6 protein-coding genes are annotated in these 4,550 nt (G+C 62.0%); all 6 read right to left on the bottom strand.

Features of this window, described 5'->3' with window-relative positions; translation table 11 throughout:
* Positions 1–318 (bottom strand): dihydrodipicolinate synthase family protein (locus Q0602_RS16170; protein ID WP_298845503.1); only part of this gene is annotated, 318 nt, incomplete at its 3' end.
* Positions 319–440: 122 nt separating this feature from the next.
* A complete protein-coding gene (locus Q0602_RS16165; RefSeq protein WP_298845501.1) occupies positions 441–1,208 on the bottom strand; it encodes an SDR family NAD(P)-dependent oxidoreductase in 768 nt (255 codons plus the stop codon).
* Complete coding sequence (locus tag Q0602_RS16160) at positions 1,205–2,308, bottom strand: ABC transporter ATP-binding protein (protein ID WP_298845499.1); 1,104 nt, start codon at positions 2,306–2,308, stop codon at positions 1,205–1,207. Before Q0602_RS16160 ends, Q0602_RS16165 begins: the two co-directional genes overlap by 4 nt.
* Before the next feature lie 3 nt (positions 2,309–2,311).
* Positions 2,312–3,142 carry a carbohydrate ABC transporter permease gene (locus Q0602_RS16155; RefSeq protein ID WP_298845496.1) on the bottom strand — a complete coding sequence of 277 codons (831 nt, stop codon included), beginning with the start codon at positions 3,140–3,142 and terminating at the stop codon, positions 2,312–2,314.
* Positions 3,142–4,041, bottom strand: coding sequence for a carbohydrate ABC transporter permease (locus Q0602_RS16150; RefSeq protein WP_298845494.1), 900 nt, complete (start codon positions 4,039–4,041; stop codon positions 3,142–3,144). Before Q0602_RS16150 ends, Q0602_RS16155 begins: the two co-directional genes overlap by 1 nt.
* 5 nt (positions 4,042–4,046) lie before the next feature.
* The coding region (locus tag Q0602_RS16145) for a hypothetical protein (protein WP_298845492.1) at positions 4,047–4,550 on the bottom strand (504 nt) is incomplete at its 5' end.

Below are 4,550 nucleotides of genomic sequence, written 5' to 3'. Positions count from 1 at the left end.
GGTCAATTGCACGAAATAGGGCGGCAGGATCAGGGCGCCATCGCAGCCCGCTTCTTCCGCTTCCCGGGTAAGCGCCACGGTTTCGTCTAGCGTTATCGCTCCGGTACCCACGATCAGGGTCCCGGCACTCCCGACCGCCTCCTTTGCCAGGTGGGACAGATGTTTGCGCTCCTCATGACTCAGCGCCCAGAACTCACCTGTGCAGCCGCCGACCATGACTCCGGTCGCGCCGCTCCCCAGCAGGCGCTCGACGTTCGATTGAAACGACTTCTCATCGATGTCGCCGTCGGCTTGAAACGGGGTCGTGACAGCCGGCATCGGGCCGGTCCAATCGACACTCGTTCGATCCATGATCCTCTAGCAGGCTGAGTACGTAGAAATGGTGTGTCCCAGGATATCCTCCGGTCGGGTGCCGAGCGACCCGGGGCGTACGTAGCCCCTCACCCCGTCTGCAGACCGCCCAGCAAAAACCCTCCGTCCACGGGCAGCACGACGCCCGTGATGTAGTCGGCCTCTCCAGATACCAGAAAGAGCACCGCGTGCGAAATATCGAGAGGGGATCCGACCCTGCCCAGCGGAATTCCCTTTGCAATCCGTTCGGCTTGCTCCGGATCGGCGAGAGAATGATGCGTGCTGAGTCCGTTCTTTATGACGCCGGGGGCTACTGCATTCACCGTGATGTCGTGCGGCGCAAGCTCCAGAGCCATTTGTTTTGTCAGTACATGAACGGCTCCCTTGGATGCCGCGTAGTGTGGCTCTTTTCTCGGTGGCATGATGCCCGCTATGGAGCCGATGTTCACCATCTTCCCGCCTCGCCCTTCAGCGATCATCGCACGCGCCACGATCTGACTGCACAGGAACACCCCCTTGAGATTCGTGTCGAGCGTCCGGTCCCACTCCTCTTCGGGAATTTCGAGTAGCGGCGTGATCTCCTCGACTCCTGCGTTGTTGATCAGGATGTCGATAGGACCAAGCTGCATCGCCTGTTCGACCAGAGCCTCGATTTCCGACTTTCGAGTGACGTCCGTTCGGACTGCCGCAGCCCTGCTGCCGAGCGCCTGGATTTGGGCAGCGACGGCCTGTGCGGCGGTCTCGTCGGTATCCCCGATGACGACGTCGGCTCCTTCTTCCGCAAGACGGTGCGCGATTGCCTTGCCAAGGCCCGCGCCTCCCCCCGTCACGATCGCTACTTTTCCTTGGAGCCTCATGAGTCCTTGGTATCCGCGTTCAGGCGGAGGCCCGTGGTAGAATCGAATATGTGGAGCCGTTCGACCCTGAGCGAAAAACGGACCGTCTCACCTGATTCGATGGGCGTGTCTCCAGGTGCCCGCACGATCAACGGCGTGCCCTGGGCATCCAGCCGGACGATGCTCTCATGGCCCGTCCGCTCCACGACCCCCACTGCCGCCGTGTGGTGCCCACTCCCCAGGAGAATATCCTCTGGGCGGATACCGAGCGCAATCGGGCCCGGTGCAGCCGACCGATTGAGCAGACCGGCCGGAAGCGCCACGTCCAGAGCGCCGCAGTGAACCCGGAACCGCCGTTCCCCATCGCCCCCGCCCGACCCCACCAGCTCACCCTCGACCAGAGACATGGCCGGGGAACCGATGAACCCGGCGACGAATACGTTGGCTGGGCGGTGGAAGATGTCGGCGGGCGTGGCGAATTGCTGAAGCACGCCAGCGTTCATGACGGCAATCCGCGTGGACATCGTCATCGCTTCGAGCTGGTCGTGCGTGACGTAGATCATCGTGCGCCCGATGCGTCGGTGCAGTTCGATGAGCTCCGCACGCATGTGGGCCCGAAGCCGCGCATCGAGGTTGGACAGCGGCTCGTCCAACAGAAACACCTGGGGCTCCCGCACCATCGCACGGCCGAGTGCCACACGTTGTTGCTGTCCTCCCGACAACTGCGCCGGTTTGCGGTCCAGCAGTGTCTCCAACTCCAGAAGACGTGCGGTGGCCATGACCCGCTCGGAGCGCTCCGGCTCACGAATGCCTCGTTTCTTCAACGGATAGGCGATGTTCTTCCCGACCGTCATGTGCGGATACAGCGCATAGGACTGAAAAACCATCGCGATATCGCGCTTCGCTGGCGGGACGCTGTTCACCACGCGATCGCCGATGCGGATGGTCCCCCCGCTGGCCTCTTCCAGACCCGCCAGCATTCTGAGCGTCGTGGTCTTGCCGCAGCCCGAAGGCCCGAGCAGGCTGACGAACTCGCCCTCATCGATCGTGAGATCGAGGTCATTGACCGCGACCGTGGAACCGAACGTCTTGCGGACCTTCTCGAAAACGACCTCAGCCATGTATCACCCCTTCACCGCGCCGGCGCCGAAACCCTTGGTGAGCGTGCCCTGCAGAAAGGTGAAGATCACGATGAGCGGCAGGCTCATCATGACGGAGGCGGCCATGAGTAGTGACCAGTCGATGTTGAACGACGTGATCAGCATGTTCATGGTGCCGGCCGTCAGCGGACGTACACTGTCGGAATTCACGAGCACCAGCGCGAAGAGATACTCGTTCCAACAGAGAATGAACGTGAATAGCGCCGTCGAGACGATGCCCGGCAGAGCCTGCGGGAGGACGACATCGACGAAGGCCCCCATTCGGCCGGCGCCGTCCACGAGCGCCGCGGATTCCAGATCCACGGGGATGCTCGACATGAAGGAGCGCAGCAACCAGAGGGCATACGGCAGCGCGAATGTGGTGTAGGCGATCACCAGGCTCGCGAGCGTGTTGGCCAGTCCTAGCTTCGCCATCATCAGATACAGCGGGATGACCAGCACCACGGAGGGCATCAGGTAGGTGAACAGGACGAGCGTCGCGAGGGTCTCGCGGCCGCGGTACTTGAAGCGTACGAGGCTGTAGGCGCCCAGCGTACCGAGCACGACGACTACAACGGTCGTCGTCACCGCCAGGATCATCGAATTACGGAAATACTGGAGGAAGGGCGTATCGGTCAGCAGCCGCCGGTAGTGCTCGAACGTGATAGTTTCGGGCATCAGAGTCGGCGGAATACTGAACAGCTCGGACTGCGGCTTGACCGAGGTGACGATCATCCAGATCAACGGAAAGACGACCGCGAGCACGATCGTCCAGGTGACGACGCTCCAGATCATCCTAGCGCGTGACGCGTTCATCAACCCTCCTCGAGCCGGTTGGTCTGCCGGAGGTAGACCAGCGTAAACCCGAGCAGCACCAGCATCATGGCTACGGCGTAGGTAGACGCCATCCCCATGCGGTTCAGCCTGAACGCCTCCTCATAGACGAGGAGCGACAGCGTCTGGGTAGCCCTCGCGGGTCCGCCCCCGGTCATCAGGTAGATCAAGTCGAACTCCTTGAAGTCCCAGATCGCACGTAGGAGAACGACCACCACGAGCACGTCGCGCAATTGCGGGAGCGTGATATCGGTAAACCGCTGGAAGGGACCGGCGCCATCGATGGTGGCCGCTTCGTACAGTTGCTCCGGGATGGACTGGAGGCGCGCCAACACAACGATCACGACGAACGGGAAGTACTTCCAAGCTCCGACGAGAATGATCGAGATCATGGCGTTGGGCATCTGACCCAGCCAGTTGACGGGCGCGTCGATCAACCCCGCGATCAGCAGAACGTGGTTCAGGATCCCGTAGAGGTCGTTGAAGAGCCACCGCCACACGAGCACGGCCACGACCGTCGACAGGAAGTAGGGGAAGAGGACCAGGCTCCGGGCCAACGACTGGAAGACGATGGATTGGTTGAGCAGGAGCGCCATCGCCACACCGAAGACGAGCTGCAGCATCAGCGTCCCGACTGTCCAGATCAGGGTGTTGAGTGCGGCGTTCCAGAAGTCTCCACTGGCGAGAAGTGCGGTGTAGTTGTCCACCCCTACCCACTCTCCGGCCAACGTCGGGGTGTAGATCGAGAAGAGGGAAAGATAGATCGCCGAAATGAGCGGATACAGAATGACGGCGCAGAACACCAACACCGTCGGGGCGATGAGCACCACGCCAATCCGGGCGTAACGCTTCTCGAGCGACGGTGGTGGGTCGGAGTGCATCAAGCTCAGGAGCGCATGATTTCTTCGAGGCGCGTAACGGTATTGCCGACGGCGGCCTGGGGATTTTCATCATTCAAGACGACCCGCTGCACCATCTCGGCGATCGCGTTCGAGGCGATGATTTCGCCCGCCTTCGTATTGGGTTGGTGGGCCGTCGTCTCGAATCCGAGGTTGTACCCCTGCGCCGCGGCAGAGGCCATGAGGTCGATTTCCTGCGGATACCTGTCGATGATCTCGTTGTCCCGGTAGGCCGGGTTCTCTGCGACGGTCTCGAGCACGGGCAGCACGTGTCCGGGGGCGGCATGTAGCTGGGGGATGTATCCCGCAGGATCGAAAAGAGACGCTGCGAACAGCTTGGCCTCCGCCTTGTTCGAGGCGGCCGAGGGGATGCACACGCAGGGGAAGTCGTTGTACGTCCAAGCCGGTATGTCCCGCGACATCCGTGGATAGAGCGCGCAGGTGATCGAATCCGCGATCTGGGGGTTCTGCGCCGCGACATTGGCCAGTAC

This window comes from uncultured Salinicola sp. (assembly GCF_937921195.1).
Classification (GTDB): Bacteria; Pseudomonadota; Gammaproteobacteria; order Pseudomonadales; family Halomonadaceae; genus Salinicola.
The sequence above is the reverse complement of the archived record's forward strand: the minus strand, read 5'-3'. Positions and strand labels throughout refer to the sequence as shown.